At 57.7% G+C, this 26,345-nt stretch carries 20 protein-coding genes; 8 read left to right on the top strand and 12 right to left on the bottom strand.

Annotated features, from left to right (window positions below; genetic code table 11):
* Window positions 1-49: 49 nt before the first annotated feature.
* Together AB4Y89_RS14985 and AB4Y89_RS14980 are read right to left on the bottom strand one after the other, a co-directional pair.
* Complete coding sequence (locus tag AB4Y89_RS14985) at window positions 50-3,643, bottom strand: TonB-dependent receptor domain-containing protein (RefSeq protein WP_442301741.1); 3,594 nt, start codon at window positions 3,641-3,643, stop codon at window positions 50-52.
* A gap of 46 nt (window positions 3,644-3,689) precedes the next feature.
* Window positions 3,690-4,088, bottom strand: a complete 399-nt coding sequence (locus AB4Y89_RS14980; protein ID WP_442301740.1) for a hypothetical protein — start codon at window positions 4,086-4,088, stop codon at window positions 3,690-3,692.
* 358 nt (window positions 4,089-4,446) lie between these two features.
* On the opposite strand from AB4Y89_RS14980, the gene AB4Y89_RS14975 reads away from it, so the two are divergent.
* Window positions 4,447-5,127, top strand: coding sequence for a response regulator transcription factor (locus AB4Y89_RS14975; RefSeq protein WP_442301739.1), 681 nt, complete (start codon window positions 4,447-4,449; stop codon window positions 5,125-5,127).
* Complete coding sequence (locus AB4Y89_RS14970; RefSeq protein ID WP_442301738.1) at window positions 5,124-6,536, top strand: sensor histidine kinase; 1,413 nt, start codon at window positions 5,124-5,126, stop codon at window positions 6,534-6,536. The genes AB4Y89_RS14975 and AB4Y89_RS14970 overlap by 4 nt, the downstream gene beginning before the upstream one ends.
* Here the strand turns inward: AB4Y89_RS14970 and AB4Y89_RS14965 are convergent.
* Both AB4Y89_RS14965 and araA read right to left on the bottom strand, forming a co-directional pair.
* Window positions 6,533-7,549, bottom strand: coding sequence for a LacI family DNA-binding transcriptional regulator (locus tag AB4Y89_RS14965; protein ID WP_442301737.1), 1,017 nt, complete (start codon window positions 7,547-7,549; stop codon window positions 6,533-6,535). The genes AB4Y89_RS14970 and AB4Y89_RS14965 overlap by 4 nt on opposite strands.
* A gap of 208 nt (window positions 7,550-7,757) precedes the next feature.
* Window positions 7,758-9,218, bottom strand: a complete 1,461-nt coding sequence (gene araA, locus AB4Y89_RS14960) for an L-arabinose isomerase (RefSeq protein WP_442301736.1) — start codon at window positions 9,216-9,218, stop codon at window positions 7,758-7,760.
* 145 nt (window positions 9,219-9,363) lie between these two features.
* On the opposite strand from araA, the gene AB4Y89_RS14955 reads away from it, so the two are divergent.
* From AB4Y89_RS14955 to AB4Y89_RS14945, 3 genes are all read left to right on the top strand, one after another.
* Window positions 9,364-10,050, top strand: coding sequence for an L-ribulose-5-phosphate 4-epimerase (locus tag AB4Y89_RS14955; RefSeq protein WP_442301735.1), 687 nt, complete (start codon window positions 9,364-9,366; stop codon window positions 10,048-10,050).
* A 7-nt stretch (window positions 10,051-10,057) separates the two neighbouring features.
* A complete protein-coding gene (locus AB4Y89_RS14950) occupies window positions 10,058-11,647 on the top strand; it encodes a ribulokinase (RefSeq protein WP_442301734.1) in 1,590 nt (529 codons plus the stop codon).
* Window positions 11,648-11,791: 144 nt separating this feature from the next.
* Window positions 11,792-12,892, top strand: a complete 1,101-nt coding sequence (locus AB4Y89_RS14945; protein WP_442301733.1) for an aldose epimerase family protein — start codon at window positions 11,792-11,794, stop codon at window positions 12,890-12,892.
* A gap of 178 nt (window positions 12,893-13,070) precedes the next feature.
* On the opposite strand, the gene kdpC is transcribed toward AB4Y89_RS14945, so the two are convergent.
* The 7 genes from kdpC to AB4Y89_RS14910 form a co-directional block, all read right to left on the bottom strand.
* A complete protein-coding gene (gene kdpC / locus AB4Y89_RS14940) occupies window positions 13,071-13,622 on the bottom strand; it encodes a potassium-transporting ATPase subunit KdpC (protein ID WP_442301732.1) in 552 nt (183 codons plus the stop codon).
* Between the two features lie 11 nt (window positions 13,623-13,633).
* Window positions 13,634-15,670 carry a potassium-transporting ATPase subunit KdpB gene (gene kdpB, locus AB4Y89_RS14935; RefSeq protein ID WP_442301731.1) on the bottom strand — a complete coding sequence of 679 codons (2,037 nt, stop codon included), beginning with the start codon at window positions 15,668-15,670 and terminating at the stop codon, window positions 13,634-13,636.
* Window positions 15,671-15,681: 11 nt separating this feature from the next.
* On the bottom strand, window positions 15,682-17,445 hold the full coding sequence (gene kdpA / locus AB4Y89_RS14930; protein ID WP_442301730.1) for a potassium-transporting ATPase subunit KdpA: 1,764 nt from the start codon (window positions 17,443-17,445) through the stop codon (window positions 15,682-15,684).
* Window positions 17,446-17,532, bottom strand: a complete 87-nt coding sequence (gene kdpF / locus AB4Y89_RS14925) for a K(+)-transporting ATPase subunit F (RefSeq protein WP_442301839.1) — start codon at window positions 17,530-17,532, stop codon at window positions 17,446-17,448. It abuts the gene before it with no gap.
* Window positions 17,533-17,646: 114 nt separating this feature from the next.
* Window positions 17,647-19,077 carry an outer membrane beta-barrel protein gene (locus tag AB4Y89_RS14920; protein WP_442301729.1) on the bottom strand — a complete coding sequence of 477 codons (1,431 nt, stop codon included), beginning with the start codon at window positions 19,075-19,077 and terminating at the stop codon, window positions 17,647-17,649.
* A gap of 65 nt (window positions 19,078-19,142) precedes the next feature.
* The gene (locus AB4Y89_RS14915) at window positions 19,143-19,841 is read right to left on the bottom strand and encodes a response regulator transcription factor (RefSeq protein ID WP_442301728.1); all 699 of its coding nucleotides are present in this window, start codon (window positions 19,839-19,841) and stop codon (window positions 19,143-19,145) included.
* Window positions 19,838-20,968 carry a universal stress protein gene (locus AB4Y89_RS14910; RefSeq protein ID WP_442301727.1) on the bottom strand — a complete coding sequence of 377 codons (1,131 nt, stop codon included), beginning with the start codon at window positions 20,966-20,968 and terminating at the stop codon, window positions 19,838-19,840. Before AB4Y89_RS14910 ends, AB4Y89_RS14915 begins: the two co-directional genes overlap by 4 nt.
* A 17-nt stretch (window positions 20,969-20,985) precedes the next feature.
* Here AB4Y89_RS14910 and AB4Y89_RS14905 point away from each other — a divergent pair, with 17 nt between their 5' ends.
* The 3 genes from AB4Y89_RS14905 to AB4Y89_RS14895 all read left to right on the top strand — a co-directional run bounded on the left by AB4Y89_RS14905 (window position 20,986) and on the right by AB4Y89_RS14895 (window position 25,191).
* Entirely contained in the window at window positions 20,986-22,437 is a 1,452-nt protein-coding gene (locus AB4Y89_RS14905; protein WP_442301726.1) for a sensor histidine kinase, read from the top strand.
* Between the two features lie 178 nt (window positions 22,438-22,615).
* Window positions 22,616-23,296: a hypothetical protein gene (locus AB4Y89_RS14900; RefSeq protein ID WP_442301725.1), complete on the top strand. Its 681-nt coding sequence runs from the start codon at window positions 22,616-22,618 to the stop codon at window positions 23,294-23,296.
* 41 nt (window positions 23,297-23,337) lie between these two features.
* The gene (locus AB4Y89_RS14895) at window positions 23,338-25,191 is read left to right on the top strand and encodes an ABC transporter ATP-binding protein (protein ID WP_442301724.1); all 1,854 of its coding nucleotides are present in this window, start codon (window positions 23,338-23,340) and stop codon (window positions 25,189-25,191) included.
* Between the two features lie 30 nt (window positions 25,192-25,221).
* Here the strand turns inward: AB4Y89_RS14895 and AB4Y89_RS14890 are convergent, their stop codons facing one another.
* Window positions 25,222-26,283: a hypothetical protein gene (locus tag AB4Y89_RS14890; RefSeq protein ID WP_442301723.1), complete on the bottom strand. Its 1,062-nt coding sequence runs from the start codon at window positions 26,281-26,283 to the stop codon at window positions 25,222-25,224.
* Window positions 26,284-26,345 lie beyond the last annotated feature (62 nt).

Here is a 26,345-nt window from a genome sequence, read left to right as displayed (position 1 = left end):
GCCGGGCCTTCTCTTTGTTGCTGGAATGCTAAGCGGAAGTTGCAGCCGCCTAGAAGTGGTATTTGACTGACAACTGCATGGCACGGGGATTGTTGCGAATGGGCGAGCTCTGAGCCGAGATCGAACCGAAGGTTGCGGGAGCGCCTACGCTGCTGGCTGGGTTAGACCAATAGGCAGTGTTGAAGAGGTTATCGGCATCAGCGCGGAAATTGATCTGATGCTCATTCCAGATGGTGAAGTCCTTGGTAACGGAAGCTCCGTAGGTCTGGAATCCTGGAGCCCGTTCCGAGGTTGGACGAGCGGTGCCGAAGGTTCCAGGTGCGGGCTGACCGTAAGCGCAGACACCATTGTCTACGCCGGCAGCACATGGGATAGCCGACGGGTCAGTTCCAAACCAGTTGTTGATGGAACGATTGACAACCTTCAATGGGCGATAGTGATTTGCGCGCTGAGAGTTGCCATTGACCATAGAGTTGTTAGTTGCGCCGATGTTGACAGGGAATCCGGTATAGACAATGCCTGTCATGCCCGTTTTCCATCCGCCGATTACCTCGTCGAGAATCCGCGGCATGTTTCTGCCCAACATCCGGCCGCGGCCGACCGGCAGGTCATACACCAGGTTGTAGTTAAGAGCGTGACGAATATCCTGTCCAACAGGGCCCCACTCTGAATGGAGATCGTAGACATTTTCTGCATAGGCGCTGGCGACGGAAACGCTTGGTACGCCATAGAAGCCGGTGCTGTTGGTGAGGCCCTTGCTGTAGGTGTAGTTAGCGGTGTACTGCAGACCATGCCATACGCGCTGGCGGAAGCTGACCTGCAAAGAGTTATAGTTCATGGAGGCGTTCGAGTCCGTGTAACGAATGACGCCGTTATAACCCACTCCTGGAGTCGTATAGAAAGGTGCCGGAGCCAAGGTGAGACAAGCTGCGTTAGGAGTGGCCGTGTTGACCGGTACCGGAGCTCCGTTGATGACGCAAGGATTATGCAGTTGGTTGCGCTGGTTTGCGGTGACCAGGTGCTGGCCCGACTCGCCGGCATAACCGACTTGAAGGGAAGCGGTGCTGCTGAACTGATACTCCACGGTCATGTTGTAGATGCTGATGTATGCCGGTTTGATCTTCTTATTCCAGACGTTATAGACATTCGACAACGCAGAGGCTGCTCCAAAGCCACCCTGCACGTTATAGAAAGAACCGGCGGTATTGCCCGAGCCAGGGAGATTGCCGCTGAGTTGGGAAGCCGACTGGAAAGGAAGATTGGTGGTCATACGGAGATTCGCACCGGTGCCTTCCATGTAGTTCTGCAGCCCGTATCCGCCGCGAACGACAAACTTGGGATTAACTGATAAGGCAAAACCGACGCGGGGCATGATGCTGCCATAGTACGGATCAACCAAGCCGCGACCATATCCGGCAGCACTAGCCGTGATGCAGGGCAGACCGAAGGGCTGGCAAACGGAGGTGTTATTGCCGTCGATGATGATCCTGCTCGGGTTCGCGGGGTCGATGGTCGACATTTTATGGTTGACCTCATAGATCGGCTGCGAGTACTCGTAGCGGACACCGAGGTTGAGGGTGAGGGTGGGAAGAACCTTCCAGTCGTCCTGGATGAAGTAGGCATCGCGCCACTGACGCATACCGACTGGACCGGCGACGCCGCCGATGCTCTTGAAACCGGCGCGGTTCAGAAGGAAGTCAGCAGCCGTGTAGCCGGTGCTATGTCCGTTGGCAGGAGCGGTGGCGCTCGAGGTTCCAGGGCCTAGATAGAAGAAACCGCCGAGTGAGCCATCATTACCTGGGTAAAAGTTGTTCTGTTGCTGACGCAGGAACTGCACACCAAATTTGAAGGTGTGGCGGTTCTTGAGCCAGGTGAAGTTGTCACCATACAGGAAGGTATTGATGGTGTAGTTCGTTCCGGTGTTCTGGTTGCCGAGAGTGGTGTACTCGTTCCCGTTTGTTACGGTAAAACCCTGAGGGCTGGCGGAGTTTGTGAAGCCGAGTGCGGAAAATCCGGCAAACTGCTGATTGACCGGATTGCTGCTTCCGATACCGAGCACGCTGTCTCCCCTCAAGCCAAAGGCGCCGGTAGGATCAAGCAAAACTGCGCCGTTGTTCTGAATGCGGGTGTAGCCGGCGCGAAACTCATTGACCATTGCTGAGTTGAGGCTATGGATCTCATTGATAGCCACGCCGCGTACCGGGAAGGTGGGAGCACTGGCAAAGCTGGTAGGAAGAACATTCTGGGTCGTCTGTCCCTGATTTGCATAGGAGAAGCGGACAGACAGGTTGTCCTTTTGCGTCGCCTTCCAGTCAACCTTGATATCGAACTGGTTGCCATAGTTACGCTGTTTGGTGGGACCAACATAGTTGTTGCGAGCCGGAGTATTGCTGGCATCCGGCGCACGGTTTGCACGCGGATAGAGCTCAGGATGAGCCAATAGATACTGCGCCGCGGGGTTGGAGATAGTGATCTGGTTATTGGCGTATCTGGGATTACCCGCGGTCGTCGCGTCGTACAACTCAATTAGACGAGCGTTATTCGCGCAGACTCCACCCGGATCACCAGAGCACATCAGAGCGGGGTTGAGCAGTTCAGAAAAATCGCCACTACGCATCTTGTCGGTGAGCACGGTCGCGAGTCCGCTACCACCGGAGTGATAACGGCCACCCTGGTAGTCGCCGAAGAAGAAGAGCCTGTCCTTGAAGATCGGACCACCAAATGTCGCACCGAAGATGCTACGCGTGAAGCTGGTTCTGGGAACAATGGTCGATCCGTGTTTGTTGAGCCATGAGTTGGCATTCAGAAGGTGATTGCCAAGGAAGTAGAAGGCGCTGCCGTGGAACTGGTTTGTGCCGCTCTTGGTCTGATAGATGATGTCGCCGCCAAGCACATTCCCGTATTCCGCGGGAGCGTTGGCAGAGATGACCTGCACCTGACCGATTGCGTCGACGCTTGGGTTATAGCCCGGAGTGTCATCCAACGTCTGATTGATGTTCATGCCATCCAGCAGGTACTGGTTGGTCTGTTGACGGTTACCGTTGACGGAGACGGAGCTATTGCTGCTGGCGCCGGCCGGATTGTTGCCGCTGAGCGGTCCGGAGATCGAGGCATTGCTGACGAAGCTGTTCGGCGAGGTGCTGATCGCGCCGGGAAGGAACATCGTCAGGGCATTGAGATTGCGGCTGACCAGAGGAAGATTCTCAATGGCGCGAGTATCCAACGTAGTGGCAAGGGTTGGACTCTCAGTATTGATTAGCGGAGCAATCTCAGCTTCGACGGTGACCTTCTGCGATTGATTCGCAACCCCCAGCTTGCCGTCAATCTTTGCAGTTTGACCTGTCTCCAGGGCGAATGGGCCATAGGTTGTTGTGGCGAACCCGGAAGAGGTGATCGTTACTTTATACTTACCGATCTGCAGGAAGCGAAGGCTGTAGATACCGTCGCTGTTGGTTGTGGTCGGAGTTTCAACTCCGGTGTCCACGTTCGTTGCGACGACACTGGCGTTTGGAATAACGGCGCCGGAGGCGTCGGTCACGGTACCGTTGATGCTGCCGGTGATCGTCTGGGCCATAGCAAAGCTGCTACAGACAGCCAGGAGCAACATCGTCATGAAGCGAAAGAATCGAATTCGTTGCCGCATCGGTGTCTCCTAAAAGTGTTGGTGCTGCGTGAAGGTGCTGCTTTCTCTACTTCTTTGTTGTGGGAGCAAGTACCTGTAGCGGATCTTCCGGTACTGCCTCTTGCCCGACGGAAGATCGAAGTGAATGTAAGTTTTGGGCGAGACCGTGGCGAATCGACCACGTGTGAAATCCCGAGGTCGATGAATCGAAACTTTGTTGTGGAGCGAAGCCGGCGTCGGTTTCTGCTGTCAGCGTGGAAGGCCCGAGGGGGTGTGAGGCAAATCCCTGGGCAATGCCGGTTCTGGCGAGGATTAGCGCGGGAGCGGCTTCAGCTGCTCGCCCTCCTGCAGCGTCAGCAACCGTTTCGCGCAGACCTCCGGCAGCCATCTGGGCAAAGATGGAATGAGTCGCCGAAGCGGCAAGACAACAGAACAGAAAAATAGCGATGCGCTGGCTTAGTTTCACTTGCCACACTCCATAGGGGAACTAGGAAAACGGAGAAGCCAAACAAAGCGGACAGATTTTTACAGGCTTTTTGCGCGTTTATGGCGTAAAAGCTCAGTTTTTTGCTTGGGGGCAAGCTTATTTCCCTTGGCCACAGATGAACATCAGTCAAATGTCCTAGTGTGAGCCTCGGTGGAGGTATCTGTTTTCATTGGGATATACCGATATATCCCTTGTTACCGCTATCTTCGCTTTCCCCTTGGGTGTGCGGTTGTAAGGAGGGGGATAAAGCGCGCCCGTGCGAGACGAGAAATCTGATACGGTGTGCTATTCAGCCGGTATTAAGCCATGGCAGAGAAAATATGGATGAGGTATAAGGGTGCGTCTTCTCATCATTGAGGATGAAAAACGGCTCGCGGAGAATATTGCCCAGGCACTTCGCGAGGCGGGTTTTGCGGTCGACCATGCGGCCGATGGCATTACCGGGTCTCACATGGCGGTGCAGGATATCTTCGACGCCATCATCCTGGACCTGATGCTGCCTGGGAAGAGCGGCAAGCGAGTCCTGACCGAGCTTCGGCAGACGAAGTCCCGTACTCCTGTCCTGGTGCTGACAGCGCTCGATGGCAAAGAGACGATCGTCGACCTCCTCAATAGTGGGGCAGATGACTACCTTGCCAAGCCATTTGACCTGGGCGAGCTGCTGGCCCGCGTCAAGGCGCTTATCCGCCGCGCGAAGGGTGTCTCCTCTACCATCATCCAGGTCGCCGACATGGAGATTGATACTGTTCGCCAAACGGTAAAGAGGCGCGGTCAGGAGATCGACCTTTCTCCGATGGAATACCGCATCCTGCAGTACCTGTCATATCGTCCACGCGCGATCGTTTCAAAGCAGGAGTTGCTGGAGCATCTCTACGACTTCGAGTGGGAACATCATTCCAATGTCATTGAGGCCCACATCTCCAATCTCCGCCGCAAGCTGAACCTTCAAGGAACAGAGCCTTTGATCGAAACCCTGCGGCATCGCGGATACCGGTTGAGCGAGGAAGCTTCGTCGTGAACCAAGGGAGTTCTATTACGCGGCGGCTTATTACCGCTGTGTTGCTTCTGGAAGGGCTCGCCGCAGTTCTGCTGATCGTCGCTGTCATCGTCAATGAGCATCAGGATGAGTACCGTGCCTTCGATGCCAACCTCAGGGCTTCCGCAAACGCGTTTCTAGGGGCGGTGCAGGAAGCGGAAGACTCCTCCCCCAACATTGGCCTCGACGTGCGCAGAATTCCGCGAACGCCGCACGCGGTGTATCGCGTAACTGACGGTGAGGGACACGTTCTCGGTACCGAGGGGCCGGTACCTGAGCTCTCCATCGAGCCCGATTCTTTTCGGCGAGTCAAGATCCAGGGTCACTCCTACCGCTTCTTTGCTCTTGATGGAGAACGGGTCGTCGATCCCGGAACCGCCAGTGCTGTGGTCCATCAGGTGCACATCCTCTATGGACAGCCGGATGGCCGTGTGTGGCACGAGATCTGGGAGGCGACACGCTTTTTCATGGTCGCGACAGCGATCTTATTGGGAGTCACAGCAATTCTGCTCGTCTGGATGATTCGCAAGCTGCTGGCTCCGATTCATGTACTGGCATCCGAGGCAGACAAGGTGAACTCCGTGCATTGGAGCTTTACGGCTCCGGAGGTAGCGATGCACCTTACGGAATTGCGGCCGCTCGCGTCTGCTATTGAGCGAACCGTCAACCGGCTTCAGAGTTCGTTCGAGCAGCAAAAGCGCTTCACCCGCGATGCGGCGCACGAACTGAAGACAGACCTCGCCATCGTTAAATCGTCGCTGCAGTTACTCACCATGAAGGAGCGGAGCGTCGAGGAATATGGAAAGGGTCTCGGTATCGCACTTGAAGATTTCACGCGGCTGGAAGAGACGGTGCAGCAGATGTTGACGCTTGCACGCCTGGAGCAGCCGGCCGATGCTGTCTCGCCAACGAGTGCGCTTCACCAGGTTCTGCAGGACAACGTGACCCAGAGCGCCTCGTTTGCTTCGCTGAATAGAGTCACCTTGAAGGCCTCTCCGGTGGCAACAGTCTCCGTGCCTGTGGACGCGCGAGATGCGGCGCTTCTTTGTTCCAACCTGATCGTGAACGCTCTGCAACATAGCCCTGATCATGGGACGGTCGAGATTGCCCTGCGGTCTGATGGAACTACGGCAACATTAACCGTTCGCGACCATGGCGAAGGCATCACAGAGGAAGATCGTCCTCACCTGTTTGAACCGTTCTATCGAGGTGATCCGTCACGCAGCCGGAAGAGCGGTGGCACCGGTCTCGGTCTCTCGATCTGTAAGGCGATCTGCGATCGTGCCGGCGGAAGCATCGAGATCGACAACCATCGAGCCGGGGGCGCCATCGTCACGGTAAAGCTTCCTGTGTCGAACGGCCAACTTGAGCGAGGAACAGGCCGTTCCTAACGGCCGCGTTGCGCCTTCCCAGATTTCTTGCGCAAGTCGGCGAGTGTGCCGGCCGGTACCGAAGTTGTCTGACGCACCACCAGCTTCGTTTCCACCTCCCGCGGAGGAGAGGAAGAATCGAGCAGCGACGTCACGGCACTGGCGGCAATGTCTCGTCCGGACATCCGGATCGTGGTCAGCGGCGGCAACATGTACTCGCTGATACGAATGTCATCGAATCCGATCAGGGAGATGTCTTTGGGGATCGACAATCCTGCCCGTGAGAGCGCGTGCATAGCGCCAATGGCGGTCATGTCGTTCGAGCACATGATGGCGGTAGGTGGCTTGCTGAGCGCAAGCAGGTGCTCAACGCCGCGTTCGCCGCCATCCACGGTATGGTCTCCGTGGAAGATATAGCTCTCCGGCACACGCAATCCGATCTCGTCGACGGCGCTGCGAAAGGCCTGCAGCCGGGCAACAGCAGAGTGAAGCCGTTCCGGTCCGGAGATGAATGCAAGTCTCCGATGCCCGAGTACGGCCAGATGCTGTACGGCCTCGTGGATACCTTTCTGATAATCCACCCGGATCGTCGAGATCCCTTTCTTCTTCGGCGCCAGGTCGATAAAGACCATGGGGATACCCTGCGATGCCAGCCGGTCCAGCAGCGGCTCTTCAATGCCGAAGGTCATCACCGCAACGCCTTCGACTTTGCGCTCCAGCATGCGCTGCACGCACTGCTCCATGCGCTGCAGGTCATAGTTGGTTGAGCCGATGAGGGTCTCGTAGCCGACCTCGACGGCCTTGTCCTCGAAGCCCTGGATCAGCTCCGGGAAGAAGGGGTTGGTGATGTCGGAGATGATGACTCCGAGCAGCTTGCTGCGGCCTGATACCAGGGCGCGAGCCTGGGTATTGGGAACATACCCAAGCTTCTGAATTGATTCCCAGACCTTCTTTGCCAGGGCAGGATCGACGGACGGGACCTTATTGATGACCCGCGATACGGTTGCCACCGAAACTCCGGCCGCGTGTGCCACAGTGCGAATATCCAGACGGCTTTTAGCGTTCCTGGCGTCTGACCGCTTGCGTTTTTTCAAACCGATCGATCCTCATCTCTGCCCCGGCGCCTTTTAGCGCATTTTTCCTGTTGCTGGGTGTCCCGGAAGGCGTGTGCAATGGCGTTTTCATTAAGGAAAACGCCATTATAATTCGTAAGCTCTACACTACACCTTCAGGAAAAATGCTCTAGCCGCGCGTTAATGCCTGACGGATATCGCGCAGCCTGGTCTCGGCATCGATGCGGATCAGCTCGATGCCGGCAATCGCTGCAAAGTCTTCCATGTGCTCCATCGTAAGCGCCTGGCTGAAACCTGTGTGGTGTGCTCCTCCGGCATAGATCCACGCGGCTGCCGCCGTCTTCAGACTTGGCCGCGGAATCCAAACGGCCCGTGCTACCGGCAGACGGGGCAGATCGTGCTCCGCAGGAATAACATCCACATCGTTGACAATCATACGGAAACGGTCGCCCATATCGACAACGCTGGCAACAATGGCCGGACCCGCGGGTGTATTAAAGACCAAACGAACGGGATCTTCCTTGCCGCCAATGCCAAGAGGATGAACCTCAAGCGAGGGTTTGGCGTCGGCGATGGAAGGGCAGATCTCCAGCATGTGCGACCCCAGGACCTTGGGCGTCCCGGAGAAGTCATAGGTGTAGTCCTCCATGAACGAAGTTCCACCCTCCAGACCCTGAGCCATCACCTTCATCACGCGGACCAGGGCTGCCGTCTTCCAGTCGCCCTCTCCGCCGAATCCATAGCCGTCAGCCATCAGGCGCTGTGTCGCGATGCCGGGAAGCTGACCCATGCCGTGCAGGTCTTCAAAGGTGTCGGTAAACGCACCGAAACCTCCCTCTGTCAGAAATGCGCGCAAACCCAGTTCAATGCGGGCGGCTACAGTCAGTGAGTCGGCGCGGTCATGCTGGCTCGCAATCGAATAGCTTTCGCGATATTCGCTGACCAGCCTGGCAACCTCCTGGTCGCTGAACTGCGCCATGCGATCTGTAAGATCGCCGATGCCATAGCCGGAGACGGTATACCCAAACACGCGCTGGGCCTCCACCTTATCGCCTTCGGTGACGGCGACATGGCGCATGTTATCGCCAAAGCGGGCAACCTTCAGGTTCTGAGATTCGTGCCAGCCGAGCGCCGCGCGGCTCCAGACGCCGATTTCGGTAACGGTCTCGGGATCGGCGAAGTAGCCGACAACGACCTTTCTGGGTAGACGGAGCCTGGCGGTAATGTGTCCGAACTCACGGTCGCCATGAGCGGCCTGGTTCAGGTTCATGAAGTCCATGTCGATGGTCGCCCATGGCAGCTCGCGGTTGAACTGGGTGTGGAGCTGCAGGATCGGCTTACGCAGCAGTGACAGGCCGGCGATCCACATCTTGGCCGGAGAAAACGTATGCATCCACAGCACCAGGCCAATGCAGTTCTTGCTGGAATTGGCCTCCTGGCAGAGGTCTCGAATCGCTTCAGGAGAGGTGAGCGTCGGCTTCCAGACTACCTTTGCGGGAATAGCTGTGTTGCTGTCGAGCGATGCGGCAATCTTCGAAGAATTCTCCGCGACCGTTGCCAGGGTTTCAGGACCATAGAGGTGCTGGCTGCCGGTCACAAACCAGATTTCCAGAGAAGCTGTCGATGCCATCGATACGTTTTCCTTTCGTATTGCCCCCTTCACGGTAATCGTTTACCCAAAGAGTTGCAAGAGAGCCCAGATAACCTACTTGTCTCTACTTGTTCCCGGTTCTTCAGAAAACGTATACTCACCGCAATTCCACATAAGGTGCGACATGCTGCAGGAACTGAAAGAGAAAACGCTCGAAGCCAACCTTGACCTCGTACGCCGCGGCCTCGTGCTCTACACCTTTGGCAACGCCAGCGGTATCGACCGCGAGAGCGGTCTGGTAGTCATCAAGCCGAGCGGCGTGGACTATGACGCGCTTCGCCCGGAACACATGGTGGTCTGCGATCTCGACGGCAATATCAGGGAAGGTGATTTGCGGCCCTCCAGCGACCTGAAGACCCACTTGGAGCTGTACCGCGCTTTTCCCACTATCGGTGGAGTCGTGCACACCCATTCGGAGAACGCTACGGCATGGGCTCAGTCCGGCCGCGAGATTCCCGCGCTGGGAACCACCCATGCGGACTACTTCCACGGCCCCGTCCCATGCACACGCGAGCTGACGGACGAAGAGATCAACGGTGATTACGTTCTGAACACCGGGTATGCGATTGCCGAGCGGTTCAAGGGTATCGATCCGCTGGCTGTTCCTGCAGTCCTGGTGGCCGGGCATGCACCCTTTGCCTGGGGTCGTGATCCGATGGATGCCGCACACAATGCGGTCGTCCTGGAGGCTGTGGCGAAGATGGCTTTTATGACCGTGCTGTTAAATTCCGCTGCAGGCGTGTCGCAGGCATTGCTGGACCGGCATTACTTCCGCAAACATGGCGCCAACGCCACCTACGGACAGAGGTAAGGAAAAGATGGCTATCGTTGCAGGCGCAGACTTTGGAACGCTCAGCGTTCGTGTGACCTTATTGGATTCGGAAAAGGGAAGACTTGGCACGGCGGTCGCCGAGTATCCGCTGCATCGCCGCCGTGAAGATCCGGACTATGCCACGCAGTCGCACGACGACCAGATGGAAGCCCTGGTGCGAGCCACGCGGCAAGTACTGGAGCAGACCGGCACAAGAGGTGAAGATGTCGCCGCGATGGCCCTGGATACCACCGGTTCCAGCGTACTGATGGTGGACGACGCGATGCAGCCCATTGGGCCGTACTATCTTTGGTGCGATCACCGCGCACACCGAGAGGCCCGTGAGATCACCGAGCTGGCCCATACGACGGGACTGGAAGCAATCGAGTGGTGCGGCGGCGTCTATTCCCACGAATGGGGATGGGCGAAGCTGCTGCACTGGCTCCGTAATGCAACCGCGGAGGAGCGCGGCCGGTTCGGAACCGCGATCGAGAACTGTGACATGGTGGCGGCAACGCTTACCGGTGTTACCGATCCCGCCGGCATCAAGCGATCCGTCTGCGCCATGGGCCACAAATGGATGTGGAATCCGAAGTGGGGAGGCATGCCTTCGGAAGAGTTCCTGATCAGGGTCGATCCGCTTCTGGCAGGCATTCGGGAAAAGATCGGGGGAGAATATCTGACCTCCGATCATATTTATGGAGGGCTGCACGCACATTGGGCCGACCGTATGGGCCTGAAGGCGGGCATTCCTATTCCGGTAGGCGCCTTCGACGCGCATTGGGATGCACTAGGAGCGGGCTGTAAAGAGGGCGATGTCGTCAACGTCGTCGGCACCTCGACCTGCATCATCGCCATGGCGGAGAAGACACAGCTCGTCCCCGGAGTCTGTGGCGTGGTTCCAGGCAGCGTTGACCCGCAGCTCACCGGTATTGAAGCGGGCCTCTCTGCCGTCGGCGACATCTTTGAAGCGATTGCCCGCCGTGCCGGGAAGAATGTGAAGGAACTGGCCCAGGGGCTGGAGAGCTACCGTGCCGGTCAGACCGGTCTGCTGCGCCTGAGCTGGGACAACGGTGACCGCACTGTGCTGGTGAATCCGGAGCTGGGAGGTATCACCCTCGGATGGAACCTCATTCATACGGCACAGGACGAGCTGCATGCTGCCATTGAAGGAACGGCCTTCCACACGCGCATCATCCTGGAGCGCATGGAAGAGTATGGCGTACCGGTGGAACGCGTCATCAACGGAGGCGGTATCCCGCAGAACAACGCAACTCTGAACCAGATCTATGCGAATGTTCTCAACAAGCCGGTGCTTGTGCCCGATGGTGTGCCTACCAGCCTCGGTTCCGGCATCATCGCGCTGGTTGCTGCCGGGGTTTACCCGTCGATCGAGGCCGCACAGGCTGCGCTCTGCTTGCCGTTCAAGACCTATATGCCAGAGGCGAAGGCGGCGGCTGTCTATGAGCGCCTGTACGCGCTTTACCGTAAGGTGTACTTTGCTTTTGGACGACCGGATGCATCTGCGGTGGTTTTGGGAGACGTTCTTCCCCAACTTCGCGAGATCGCCCGGGAGAGTCTGGAGCAATTCTCCTAATACTGTAGTGTTGGATAAATCTGCGAAAGCCGTTTTCTTCGTAGGAAAACGGCGCAAACAGTCAAAGCTTCGCTCTACACCTTTAGGAGAATGCTCTGGCGATGGACACAACAGGCAACGCCTGAAGCACACGAGGAGAAACAGATGTTCAAGCGGTGGTTGGCGACTGTGATGATGACTGGAATGGCGTTGCATGCCATGGGCCAGGTAACGAAGGCGGCTTTCGGCAAGATGCCGGATGGACAGGGAGTAGACGTCTACACCCTCAAGAGCCCGCAGGTCGAAGCGAAGGTCATGACCTACGGAGCGAAGCTCATCAGCATCAAGACGGCTGATCGCACCGGCAAGGTTGCCGACGTGATGCTGGGCTTCGATACGCTGCCCGAGTGGCTGAAGGACAAAACCTACAACGGTGCTGTGGTCGGCCGTTACGGCAACCGCATCGCTCTCGGCCAATTCAAAATCGATGGCCAGACCTATCAGGTGCCCACGAACGATGGCCCGAACGCCCTGCATGGCGGCCCGGTCGGCTTCGATAAGAAGCTCTGGACGGCGAAACAGGTGCCTAACGGCGTGGAGCTGACGCTCATCTCTCCTGACGGCGACATGGGCTTCCCTGGCAAGTTGACGGCGCAGGTGACCTATACGTTGAAGGGCAACGCCCTCCGCATCGACTACCGGATGACGACCGATAAAGCTACCGTCGTCAATCTCACCAATCACACTTACTTCAATCTCACGGGTGGAACGGAAGATGTCCTCGGACATCAGATCCACATCAATGCGGACCACTACACGCCCACCTCAAAGACCTTGATCCCGACGGGCAATATGGATGTTGTCGAGGGCACACCGATGGACTTCCGGTCGGCGCATGCGATCGGCGAGCGTATCGGCGCCAACTTCGAGCAGCTCACCGTTGCCGGTGGCTATGACCATAACTGGATCCTGAACGGGCCGAACGGCGTAATGAAGCTCGCGGCAGAAGTGGTCGAGCCGAAGAGCGGACGTACACTTACGGTTACCACGACGGAGCCGGGCGTACAGTTTTACTCCGGTAACTTCCTGGACGGTTCACTAACAGGGCGCGGCGGTGTGAAGTACACCAAGCGCATGGGCCTCTGCCTGGAGACACAGCACTATCCCGATTCACCCAACAAGCCAGGCTTCCCGACCACGCTGCTGAAGCCCGGCGAAATACGCACCTCGTCGACGGTCTTCACCTTCGGCGTTGCCACTAAGTAGTCAGATCCCTTTGAAAATGGCCAGACGTCTTACAGACGTCTGGCCATTTCAGTTCGCGCTGCAGCGCGAATGCCTTGCCTAAGGGGACGGCTTTTAGCCGTCCCGTATGAAGCTTCACAGGGAAAGCGGCTTCAGCCGCTGAGGGCAATGTGAACCTGCCCTAGATTCAGACACCACACTAGATCCCAGCATCAAGCGCCAGATTCAAGGCCAGCACATTCACGCGTGGCTCTCCCAGCAGACCAAACTGACGATCGGTGATGTGACCTTCCACGAACGTCCGCAGTTTGGCTTCGTCCAGATGGCGTTCCGCCGCGACCCGCGATACCTGTGCCAGTGCAGCAGCAGGAGAGATGTCTGGATCGAGACCCGATCCAGATGCAGTGACCAGATCCACCGGGACGTTGCTCACCTTCTCCGCGGCAACACTTGCTGTGACGCGATCGATCAATGCCTTGTTGGTTGAGGCAAGGTTTGATCCGCTGGATGCCGATGCGTCATAGCCGGCGCCGGCAGCCGAAGGCCGGCTATGAAAGTAGGTTGGCCCGGTGAAGGGCTGGCCGATCAGCTTCGAGCCGATCAGCTCACCCTTCTGGGTCACAAGTTGTCCATTGGCCTTATCCCTAAAGAGAAGCTGTGAGATCGCAGTGATTGCCAGCGGATAAATAATCCCCAACAGCACTGCGGTAACCAGGGTATAGAGGGTTGCGGTAATGAGATGTTTCTTCATGGTGAGTTCCTCTATGCAAGATGCATGGCGACGATGACGATATCGATCACCTTGATGCCGACAAACGGTACTATGATCCCGCCCAGTCCATACACCAGCAGGTTGCGCTGCAGCAGCGCGGCTGCGGACATCGGTCGGTAGCTGACACCGCGCAGTGCCAGCGGAATCAGGGCAATGATGATCAGTGCGTTGAAGATGATGGCCGAAAGTATGGCGGACTCCGCGTTGTGCAGGTGCATGATGTTCAATGCATTCAGCACAGGAAAGAAGCCCGCGAACATCGCCGGGATGATGGCGAAGTACTTGGCCACATCGTTGGCGATGGAGAAGGTGGTCAGGGCGCCCCGGGTCATCAGCAACTGTTTGCCGATGGCCACAATCTCGATCAGCTTCGTAGGGTTGCTGTCGAGATCGACCATGTTGCCCGCCTCTTTTGCCGCCTGCGTGCCGCTGTTCATGGCCACGCCCACATCGGCCTGTGCAAGTGCGGGAGCGTCGTTGGTGCCGTCGCCAGTCATGGCCACCAGCTTGCCCTCCGCCTGCTCGCGCTTGATCAGGTCCATCTTGTCCTTCGGTTTCGCTTCCGCCAGGAAGTCGTCAACACCCGCCTCCCGCGCAATGGCTGCCGCGGTCAACGGATTGTCGCCCGTGATCATGACCGTGCGAATGCCCATAGCGCGAAGCTGATCGAAGCGTTCGCGCATGCCGCCTTTTACAACGTCCTTCAGATGAATGACGCCGAGAGCCGCACCGTTCTCAGCGACGACCAGCGGGGTGCCGCCGCTGCGCGCGATCGTCTCCACGGCCTCGCGTACCTCGGCGGGCATCGGCGAACCATGCTCCTGCAGGTAGCGGGCGATGGCGTCGACGGCTCCCTTACGGATAGTTCTGCCTTCCACCTCGATGCCACTCATACGTGTCGTTGCGGAGAAAGGAACGAACTCCGCATGCATCTGTCCCAGCTCGCGTCCGCGAAGGTTGTACTTCTCCTTCGCCAGAACAACGATGGAACGTCCTTCCGGAGTCTCATCCGCCAGCGATGAGAGTTGAGCGGCGTCCGCAAGCACTTCGGCCTTTACGCCAGGAGCTGGTACGAACTCCGACGCCTGACGATTGCCGATGGTGATGGTCCCGGTCTTGTCCAGCAGCAGCGTGTTGACGTCACCGGCTGCTTCTACAGCGCGCCCGGAGGTGGCCAGTACATTGTGTTGTACCAGGCGATCCATACCGGCGATGCCGATGGCTGAGAGCAAGCCTCCGATGGTCGTTGGAATCAGGCATACCAGAAGCGAGACCAGAACAAAGACCGTCTGCGGCGCGGCGGAATAGATCGCGAAGGGCTGCAGTGTGACCACTGCCAGCAGAAAGATGATCGTCAATCCGGCCAGCAGAATATTCAGCGCGATCTCGTTCGGCGTCTTCTGCCGTTCTGCACCTTCCACCAGGGCGATCATGCGATCGAGGAAGGTTTCACCGGGGTTGGAGGTGATGCGGATCGTGATCACGTCGCTGAGAACCCGCGTTCCACCGGTAACAGCAGAACGATCACCACCCGCCTCGCGGATCACGGGAGCAGACTCGCCGGTAATTGCTGATTCATCGACGGAAGCGATACCTTCAATGACTTCGCCATCGCCCGGAATCATGTGCCCGGCGCTGACCTGTACGACGTCACCCGCCCGCAGTTGCGAGCTGGCAATCTGCTCGATGCCGTTCTTGCCAACACGGAATGCTGTTGTTTCTGATTTAGCCTGGCGCAGAGCGTCGGCCTGGGCTTTGCCGCGGCCTTCGGCCATGGCTTCCGCGAAGTTTGCGAACAGAACCGTGAACCACAGCCAGAGCGTGATCTGCAGATCGAACTGGAAGTGCCCACGCTTGGTAATGAGATTGAGAATGAGCAGCACTGTGGTGAGAACGCTGCCGATCTCCACCACGAACATGACAGGGTTCTTCATCATGACCTTTGGTGAAAGCTTCAGCAGTGCATCCACCGTGGCGCGGCGGACGATCTTGCGATCAAACATGGAGCGGCGTTTTGCGTGCGACATCTCCGGTCTCCTTAGAAAGTCTGTCCGGCGCCGAGCAGCAGGTGCTCAAGAATCGGACCCAGTGAAAGTGCAGGGAAGAAGGTCAAAGCACCGACAATCACAATGACTGCGGTTAGCAGAATCGTGAACAGCGGCGTGGTGACCGGAAATGTGCCGGAGGACGCCGGGACAATCTTCTTGCCGGCAAGGTTGCCCGCAATCGCCAGCATCGGGATGATCATCATGAAGCGCCCGAAGAACATCGCAATGCCCAGCGTGTAGTTGTACCAGTGGGTGTTAGCATTCAAGCCCGCGAAGGCGGATCCGTTGTTGCCGGTTGCCGAGGTATAGGCATAGAGGATCTCTGACAGACCGTGAGGCCCGTGATTCGCAAGACTGCTTAGGCCAAGATGCGGCATCAGCACCGTGACCGCGGCAAAGCCAAGAATCAATAACGGGAAGATCAGGACGTACAGCATCGACAGCTGCACATCGTAGGCTTCGATCTTTTTGCCGAGATACTCCGGAGTCCGGCCTACCATCAAGCCTGCGATGAAGACCGCGACAATCACGAAGACGAGCATGCCGTACATGCCTGCTCCGACTCCGCCGAAGACGACCTCGCCAAGCAGGATGTTCACCATGGGCACCATGCCGCCAAGAGGCGTAAAGCTATCATGCATGGAGTTCACCGCGCCGCAGCTCGCGTCGGTAGTGACGGTGGCAAACAGCGCGCTGTTGGCGATGCCGAAGCGTACCTCTTTGCCTTCCATGTTGCCGCCGGAGTGCAACGCGGAGACATGCTGATCAACGCCGTGCATCAAGGGATTGCCATGTGCCTCGGCCCAGTAACACGTCAGCACAGCAACAAAACACAACAACGCCATGGCGGCAAAGACAGCCCATCCATGTTTCGGAGAGCCAACCATTTGGCCAAGCGTTGCCGTCAGTGCCGCTGGAATCAGGAAGATCGCCAGAATCTGCAGGAAGTTGCTCAGCGGAGTCGGATTCTCAAACGGATGAGCGCTGTTCGCATTGAAGAACCCTCCGCCGTTGGTGCCCAGCATCTTGATCGCTTCCTGCGATGCAACCGGGCCCTGAGCGATGGTCTGTGTTGTGACCGTGGTCTGTTTTCCATCTGTTCCGGTGACGGTCTGCGGCTCGACGAGCTTGACCGTGTCGTACGGTTTCAGGTTCTGGACCACTCCCTGCGAGACCAGGACCAGAGCGAAGATCGCTGACAGCGGCAGCAGGACCCAGAGGGTTCCGCGCGTGAGGTCAACCCAGAAGTTGCCAAGTGTCTTCATCTCGCGCCGCGCGATGCCACGAATGAAAGCGATTGCGAGTGCAAGTCCAACCGCTGCCGACCAGAAGTTATGCGTGGCCAGGCCAAGCATCTGGGTCAGATAGCTCATCGTGGACTCAGGCACATACGATTGCCAGTTCGTATTCGTAGTAAACGAGATTGCGGTGTTCAGGGCAAGATCCGAGGCTACGCCTGGCAGGTGCTGCGGATTTAGCGGTAGCACCTGCTGTAACCGTTCTACGAGGTAGGTCAGTACCAGCGTTGCGGCGCTGAAGACCAGCATGGCCGTGGCGTAAACGCCCCAGCTCATCTCTTGTTCAGGATTAACTCCGGTCAGGCGGTAAAGTAAACGCTCACATGGGCCGAAGATAAAATCGAGTGGTGTACGTTGTCTTTGGAAGACGCGCGCCATGTAAGCGCCGAGTGGTTTTGTGAATAGCAGGACAGCGGCAAAGAAGACCACAATCTGAAGCCAGCCATTGAGAGACATTTAGAACTTCTCCGGGCGAAGCAATGCGTAGACGAGATACGCCATCAGTGAAAGCACAATGGCGAGAAGAACGCAGTTGAGAATCATTGGTTCTTTCCTTTCAGCCGCGCACAGCCATGGACATACAGAAGGCTGAGCGGAAAAAGAAGGATGAGCGTAATGCCTGCGATGACATCGGGCACGGTGTCCCCCTCGGGCCAATTACCACTGGCCCTGTTTGTTACCCCACCAGAAGACAAGCCCGAGCGTTGCAGTCGGCTGTTGTTTAACCAGCACGCCCACCCTGTCTGTGGTGAAGAAGTTTTGGTTGGAAAAATCTCTGCGGTACTCAGCACGGGCCAGCATGCCCGGCGCAAGCTTACGATCGGCGACGAAAGTGAACTCCTTCAGAGCCTGTGTCTTTCCACTGAATAGAGCTCCGCGGTCGTCGAAGTACTCAAAGCGGCTGCCGATACCCCAGTCCTTCGGAAGCGCATAGCGTATATAGGCCGCCACAATCGCCACATGCGCGGGGTTCGACTCCTGCTGCACACGGCTAATCACGTAATCTGCTTCGCCTACCAGCGTGAGCCTGGGGGTTACGTTCCAGGTCGCATAGGTGTCGAAGATGTGGTTCCGTCCGTTCGGAGCCGGCGTGATGTTCGTCGTTGGAAGGCCGGGCTGCGTGGGGTAGGTCGGAGCCCCCGGGTTATCTGTCGGCAGGACGTCGCGCTGCTCCTGGCCAAAGTAGTAGTTCACGTTCCATGACACGGTGGAAGCGGGCTTGAAGTTAAGGATGAAGGCCTGGGATTTGAAGCCGTTGAAGTCCTCAGTCTGCTGCGCGCCGTTCACCAGCCAGTACGTGACGTTGAGTTTCGGAGTGACGTTGTAGTTTGCGCGGACACCCATGTGGTAATAGGGCAGATAGTTGAAGGTGAACGAGCGAGAATAGGCGATCTGATCCTTGGTGTAGTTCCCCTCTACTCCCAGGGCGCTGGCGAACTTACCGAAGTCGATCTGCAGTCCACTCCCGACCGGGGCAAGATAGCTGCCGTAAGCCTGGAACAGATTGCGCCAGACCTGTGTCCGCTGCTCGTTCGCATAAGAGCCCTGCAGTGTCTCTGTCGCCTGGCCAAACTGCAGGTCGAGGCGTCCGCCAAAACGGCTGTCGATGGTGGGAATACGCTCCACGACCAGGGAAGCCTGGTTGATGCTGAAGCTATTGCTGGTGACATCGTAGACACGCAACAAGTTGGCGCGTCCGATGGGCTGGTTGAAGTTGTAGCCGTAGTAGCCGTCAAGACCAAAGCCGAGCGTTGTTCCGTGCAGGAGGTCGTCCACCGTAGCCGGGGCCGCAGCGGGTGTGGATGCGACCGTAGTTGCCGTCGGTACAGCCGGTGCTGGAGCCGAGCTCGAAACAGAAGGCGCGGAGGAAACAGGGGCCGGAACGCCGGTTGTTGGTGCGGCAGGTACGGTCGCCGAGGTAGCTTCTGCCTTCTCCAGGGCATCGAGCCTGGCTGCCAGGCGAGCAAGCTCTGCCCGCAGCTCTGCGATCTCTGCCCGTCGGGCGGCTGACGGATCCGGCGCTGATTGTGCCGTCAGCGGGAAGGCTGCGAGAAGGAGAAACGCTACAGTGCTGGCCAGAATCTTCATACGAACCCTGATATAGATTCAACGGCCAGGGTCCGTATGAAATTCATAGGAAAAGCGTTAAAAAGTCATAAGAGTTCATCCCGGCCCTCAGGATTGAACCGGTAACCGACCCAGGGTTCGCTCTGGATGTACTTGGAGTCGTCCGTCTCGATCTTCTTACGAAGCTGGGCCACCAGCACGCGCAGGTATTCCGGCTGATTGGCTCCCGCGACGCCCCAGATCGCCCGCAACAGGGTCTTGTGGGTAAGCACCTTTTGCGGAGCCTTCGCAAACAGGAGCAGCAGATCGAACTCCTTCGGCGAGAGATGGATGTGCTCACCGCGCATCGTAACGGTATGGCTGTCCTGGTCGATCTCGAAGTGACCGACATGCAGCACGGGGTGTGGTGTGTCTTCCGTCCGTTGGCTGCGGCGCAGATGAGCCCGTACCCGGGCTAACAGCTCCGGTGTTCGGAAGGGCTTTGTGACGTAATCGTCTGCCCCCTCGTCCAGTGCCTGCACCTTGGCCTCGTCATTGTCCCGCACGCTCAACACAATGATCGGTAACGTATGGGTCTCGCGAACCCGCTTTGTCAGTTCAATACCATCCATGCCCGGCATGGCGATATCGGTGATCAGCAGGTCGGGTACCGCCTGCGCGATCGTTGATAACGCGGAGCCTCCGCTCAAAGCCGTATTGACGGCGTACCCGCTGGCCTGCAGCGAAGTACGCAGCATGCGCAGGATCTGGGGATCGTCGTCCACGATCAGAATGTTGGCGCTCATCGAGACTCCTGGGTGATGATGTGCAGGTCCACATGCGGCGCTTCCGACATGAACTTCTGAATAGCCAGATAATATAGATACTTTTTCAGGCCGTGCAGGGCCGAGCGTCCGAACAGCGCCTGGGTAATGCGCTGTTCCTTGACGAAGGCCGCCGTGGCAGAGGCAACACTACTACCAGTTAGATGAACCACCGTGGCGCCCAGATTCGTGGCGAACTGGATGTGAGATTCCAGCGTCTTTTTGCGCTCAGGCTCTTTGTCCCGTTCGCTGTCGACGTGCAGGACGTAGAGCTCTCCGTCCAGAGCTTCGGCAAGCCGTGCGCCGCGCCCGATCAGGTCCCGAGCCTCCGGGTTTGCGCTGATGCACACTGCAATTCGTTCCGCTACGGTCCATTGGGGGCCGAGACGCTTGCGTTTGACATAGTCGTCCAGCGTTCGGTCCACAGCGCGGGTTACCCGCTGCAGCGCCATCTCGCGCAGGGCGATCAGATTCCCCTGGCGAAAAAAATTCGAGAGCGCCCGCTCGACTCGTTCTGAAGGATAGATATCGCCGCGGCGCATGCGCGTGATCAGGGCCTCCGGCGTCAGATCGCTGATTACGATCTCATCCGCCTTGTCCAGAACCCAGTCAGGGACCTGCTCATGAACTTTGATCCCGGTCAGTGCCTGCACCCGCATGCTCAGGCTCTCGACATGCTGGATGTTGATGGTCGAAAGTACATCGATCTTGTTTTCCAGAAGCAGCAGAACGTCTTCGTAGCGTTTCTTAGTGCGGCTTCCTTCAATATTGGTATGCGCTAACTCGTCTACCAGCACGACCTGGGGCATGCGCGCCAAGATGGCATCGACGTCCATCTCGGTGAAGACCGTGCCTTTGTATTCGATCTCTTTGCGGGGAATCTGCTCGAGTTTCTCGGCCATCTCCAGGGTGCCGGCACGGCCGTGGGTCTCCACGACGCCGATGACAACGTCTTCGCCACGGCTGCGCCGGCGCACGCCTTCACTCAGCATGGCGTAGGTCTTGCCAACTCCGGGAGCATATCCAAGAAAGACCTTGAAGCGCCCGCGTGTTTTCTCCGTGTCACTGGTCTTCAACCACTCTTCAGGAGACTTGCGATAGTCAGACAAGGCTTAGAATGCTCCTCATGAACTCGCGCAGGATCGTCGCCATTACGCGTTGGACGTTCTCCATTGTCGCACTGGCGGGAATCATCTTTGTCTACCGGCACTGGCTCCACGTCAATCCGACCACGGTCGCGCTCACGCTGTTGTTATACATCCTTGTGCTTGCCTCCACCTGGAGCCTGCGGCTCGCTGTCGTCACTTCGGTGCTGGCCACGCTGGGTTACAACTTCTATTTCCTTCCGCCGGTCGATACGCTTACGATCGCGGATCCGCAGAACTGGCTTGCGCTATTTTCCTTTCTAAGTACGGCGTTGATCGGTAGCCGGCTCTCTCAAAAAGCCCGGGACGAGGCGGAAGACGCGCGCTCCCGCCAGCGAGAGCTCGAAACGCTCTTCGCTCTCAGCCGCGAGATGCTGGCCACCGATAACGTTGCCGCCCTCATTGACGGAGTTCCGCGGGCAGTCGTGGCGACCACCAAGGCGCGTTCCGCCGTCCTGTATCTGCTGGATGAGGACATCATGTTCCAGGCAGGAACGGAAGCGACCTCTGAGCATCAGCGGCTCTATCTTCGACAGGAGGCGCAGGATGGCAGCGGGATAATTCGTACCGGAGATGAAGTCAGGGTCGTATTGAAGGTCGGCGTGAAGCCTCGAGGCATCCTCATGCTGCGAGGAGCCGATCTCTCCGACGGCGCCCTGGAAGCGATCGGCACCATCATCTCCGTTTCGCTCGATCGCGCCAAGGCGCTCGAGAACGTGGCTCATAGTGAGGCCACCAAAGAAAGCGAGCGGCTTCGCAGCCTGATGATCGATTCCATCACTCATGAATTGCGTACACCGCTTACATCGATCAAGGGAGCGGCGAGCGCGCTGCTCTCCGATGAAATCCAAAAAGACGAGGACAGGCATGAGCTGTTGACCATCATCGATCAGGAGAGTGATCGCATCAATCGTCTGGTCTCCCAGGCAGTAGAGATGGCGCAGCTCGACGCGCGCCAGGTCCATATGACCTTTGAATCTGTGGATATCGACGATGTCATCTCCGGCGCCATCAAGGACGTGAGCTGGGTGGAGGAAAGAAATCCCATCGATGTACGTATCCGGCAAAAGGAACCTGTACGCGCTGACTTCGAATTTCTAAAGAAAGTGCTGGGAAATCTCCTCGAGAACGCTGCGAAATACTCCGCAGAAGGAAGCCCCATCGTTCTTACGGCCGAGGTGCAGGGGAACAAGCTGGCTATCAGTGTGGCCGACAAGGGAATCGGCATCGATCCGCATGAACAGAGCCTGATCTTTGATCGCTTCTATCGCGCTCCGATTCACAACCAGCGAATCTCCGGTACAGGGATGGGGCTTTCGATCAGCCGCTCCATCGTAGAGGCACATGGAGGTTCTATCGATGTCGTCAGCCGGCCAGGTGAGGGATCGGTCTTTGCCTTCACCATTCCTCTGGCTGCTCCTCAAGTCACGTAGCTCAGGAAAAGCAACTGGTTGCTGACCAGCTTCATCCGACTCTCACACACTCATGACAATGAATGGAATTAGCCGATTTTTGCTGACGGGCTCACTTTTCTGCCTGTTGCCGCTTGCATCCGCCGCGCAACCCGCTATCCAGCCGGCTTCCGCTGAGTTTTTACTAGCTGAGAGTGCGGTGCAACTGCTGCCCGACAGCCCTGGTTTCGTGCGTTCTGCTGCCCTGAACGCTGAGGCACAGAATACAAGCACGATCGAAGCGGCAGAGGTTGCCCCAGCCATCAAAACCAATGTGGCCAGGAAATATACGCGTATCATTCAGCCGGGCCAGCAGGCCCAGCCCCTTACGCCAGGCGACAAGCTGATCCTTGGTATCCGCAGCCAGACTCGGCCAATGTCCCCTGTAAGCTGGCTCGTTTCAGCGGGCTTGAGTCATCTCAGGGATGGGCGTCCGCACTATGGAACTGACAGCGGAGCCTTTGGTGAGCGTTTAGGGGCCGCAGCTCTGAAGCAGAGCACGCAGTCGGTTCTGGTACTTGGTGTCTTCGCCGGCGCGTTCCACGAAGATCCTCGCTACTACAGACAAGGCCGCAGCCACTCATTCATGAAGCGCGCCGTCTATGCCGCGTCGCGTGTCCTCATTACCCGCACCGACTCCGGCCAGCCGAGCATCAACTGGGCGCAGATCTGCGGTATGGCCGGTTCTGCCGCTATTACGAACCTCTATGAGCCCGAACGCGATACCGGGTTTACCCCGACCGCACGTAGCTTTGGGGATTCTTTTGTTACCGGTGCGGCGTCGAATGAGCTGCGCGAATTTGTGGCCGATGCTATCGCTATGATTCGTCGCAAGAGGTAGAAAATAGGGACCGCGCTAGAGTACTCTCGCATGGAACTCATATGCCGAACGCCGCATCCGAGACGCGCCGCGAGCTGACCATTCTTGGGCTGCTTTCGCCCTACAAAAGGCAGCTCTGGCTCGGTTTGCTCGCAATCGCCGGCGAAAGCATTGCCGGGTTGCTCGAGCCCTGGCCTCTGAAGATCGTTCTCGACAATATCTTCAAGGGCAAGGATATGAGCGGCTGGCTCAACCGTTTCGTCCACTTCGTCGCGGGTCAGTCCACACAGGGTATGCTGATGTTTGCCTGTGTTGCGGTTCTGGTTATCGCCGTCATGGATGCGGGCTGCAGCTATGCGGAAAAATACCTCACTACCAGCGTAGGCCAGTGGGTAACGCATGACCTGCGTCGCATGATCTATACCCAGGTGCAGCGGCTCTCGCTTTCGTATCATGACCAGCAGCCCACCGGCGACCTTATCAGCCGCGTCACCAGTGATATCGATGCCATCCAGACATTCATCGTATCCGGCCTGCTCGGCATCCTGGTGAATGTTGCCACCCTGGTGGGCATGATCGGCGTGATGTTTTACATCAACTGGGAATTCACGCTCATCGCTCTGGCTGTTGTGCCAGTGCTCTTCAGTATCGTCTACACCTATACCCGCAAGGTGAAGAAGGCCTCCCGCGAGGTCCGTAAGAAAGAGGGCCGTCTCATCTCGATCGTTTCCGAGGTGGTGAACTCGGTGCGCGTGGTGAAGGCATTCTCTCGGGAAGACTACGAGATCAGGCGCTTTGAAGGGGAAAGCCTGGAAACGGTACAGGCGGCGCTCACGGCTCGAACCCTGAAGGCAAGACTGGTGCCGATGGTGGACATCATCACCGCGGTCGGGACGTGCGCGGTACTGTGGTTTGGCGCCCGGATGGTTCTGGCCGGAGATCTTAGCGCCGGCTCGATGGTCGTTTTCATCTTCTACCTGGGCAAGATGTACAAGCCCATGCAGGAGATCTCCAAGACAATGGACGCCTATTCCAAGGCAGAGGTCGGGTACGAGCGTGTCCAGGAGATCCTTACCAGCCATGAGGAGATTTTAGATATCCCTGGCGCCAAAGTTGCTCCATCGTTTCACGGCGAGATCGATCTAGAGAACATCGACTTCTCCTATAACGACGAGAAGAAGATCCTGTGCGGCGTGAACATGCACGTGGAGCCCGGGACCATGGTGGCGCTGGTTGGCCACACAGGTTCCGGCAAGACGACGATCGTCAATCTGATCGCGCGTTTTTATGAACCGGAACACGGTGTGGTTAAGATTGACGGCGCCGATATCCGTACGTTCAAGCAGAAGTCGCTGCGTAGCCAGATCAGCTTCGTGTTGCAGGATACGGTCCTATTCAGTGGAACGATCTGGGACAACATTGCCTACGGGCGGCCGGATGCAACCGAGGCAGAGATTGTCCGTGCTGCCGAAGCCGCCAATGCCATGGAGTTTATTCAGAAGATGCCGAATAAGTTCAATACCGTCGTCGGCGAACGTGGCATGACTCTGAGTGGAGGCCAGCGGCAACGCATCGCGATTGCCCGGGCAATCATTCGCAATGCTCCAATCCTGATTCTCGACGAGCCGACCTCGGGTCTCGATGCTGAGTCGGAGGAGCTGGTCTTTGAGGCGCTAGACCGTTTGATGGAAGGCAAGACCTCTATCGTGATTGCTCACCGGCTCTCGACTATCCGCAGGGCGCACTGCATCTATGTGGTCGACGACGGCCGCATTGTCGAATCAGGCTCGCAGGAAGAGCTCATGGCGCGCGAAGACGGAGTCTTCCGCAAGCTGCACGACATTCAGTTCTCCGAAGAAGCAGAGGGCGCCGGCCTTTCTCAGGACACACCTCAAGGCCTGTCATCAAACTCCTGACGCAAGCAGGTTGATGACGGGACCCATGCCCTACAACTCCTTCAGTTCGCGGATGCGGCTTTCGACAATCTCCACATATGGGTCGATCTGATCGGCGGGGAAGTGGCCCGCACGGAAGGCATCCACCAGTTGCTTGTGGCTTAACCGGCCCAGCATCTCTCCCATCCAACGCGCATCATTCCGGGGAATCTTGTTGCCGATCCAGTCGAGATCGATACGGATCGCGTACCGTATGGGATTGGCGACGCCAATCAGGAAGTTCGGTGGTTTCGGCGTCGCGAAATCCACGTCGGTATCGCCGAGACGGGTGATGAACTTCGATTCCCGGAAGCTGCCGATATTGCCCTTTGACTGCGCCTTGGTCCAGCTCAGACCGTTGGTGCCGAAGGTTGCTCCGACGTCATTGACCAGGAAGATCTGTTCGCCGGACTTCTTGTCGGAATAAACCGCGTTGTTCTCGTCTTTCAGGTCCCAGTTGTTCATCACGGCCATCATCACTCGCAGGCCGTTGAACTCGCGTGTTCCTTTGAAGGGATTGTCGCCCCACAGCCAGATGCCGATCTTGTCCTGCCCGCCCGGTCTGCGCGAGAATCGGGCCTGCCGGATGTGCCCCTTCTTCGCATCGTTATCACCCCTCGAGAGCTTGATACCGGGGATCTCAGCAGCCTCCAGGACATAGTCGTCGTTGACGTAATAGCCCATAGACCAGAGGAGGCGCGACGCCACCACCTCCGGCCGTGCCTCCTCGCCCAGTTTCACGCGCCATTTCTTAGCCATGGCGTCGCGCACGTCGAACTTCGGGTTGGTCCCGTCGGTATCTTCCTCCAGAAATGTAAATGGCTCGGCCGGAGCCTTGTCATTTCCTCCCTGACCGGCATACAAGTCCAGCGACTCAATCTTTCCAGGCTCGTGCCACAACGTCGGATTGTGGATCGCCGAGACGGGGAGCGGTGCTTTCTTAGACGATTTCTCGACCGCTGCCTGTGGTGGATTCGCTGCTGCCGGCGATGTTGCAGGCTGCTGCTGTGAAATAGCTGTGAAAGAGAGAAGCGACAGGCTAAGGCTTAGTACAAGGCTGGCAAGGCGAGGCATGACGATCTCCGTACTGACTGCTTTCGATCTTTAAAGATTGGAAGCAGAATCTGGCGCCACCG

It is taken from the genome of Terriglobus sp. 2YAB30_2 (assembly GCF_052114765.1).
Classification (GTDB): domain Bacteria; phylum Acidobacteriota; class Terriglobia; order Terriglobales; family Acidobacteriaceae; genus Terriglobus.
Note: the sequence above shows the minus strand (reverse complement) of the source record. Positions and strands in the feature narration are given on the sequence as shown.